The 252-nt window shown below is 42.1% G+C and carries 1 protein-coding gene; it reads right to left on the bottom strand.

Going from position 1 to position 252, the window contains the following annotated elements:
• Positions 1 to 252 (bottom strand): 2OG-Fe dioxygenase family protein (locus A3773_RS17305; protein ID WP_197462880.1); only part of this gene is annotated, 252 nt, incomplete at both ends.

Raw genomic sequence — 252 nt, forward strand, 5'->3', positions numbered from 1 at the left:
GATCCGATAAGGATGTAAGCGAATGTTCCAATCCGTTGCCTGTTCTTCTGCCAAGTCATACACATCGCTTAGCAACAGCAAAAGTCTCTCTAGAATTGGCGATGTGACAAAACGATCCGTTAAAGGCTCAAAGTGACGCTCAATGTCTCCATTCAATGAATTGATATAAGAAGGCTGAACATAAGACTCATGGGGCAGCATTGAAATCTGCTTACCACCTTTTGCTTTTAAGAACTGACCATAACGTCGATA

Source organism: Neptuniibacter pectenicola (assembly GCF_001597735.1).
Taxonomy (GTDB): domain Bacteria; phylum Pseudomonadota; class Gammaproteobacteria; order Pseudomonadales; family Balneatricaceae; genus Neptuniibacter; species Neptuniibacter pectenicola.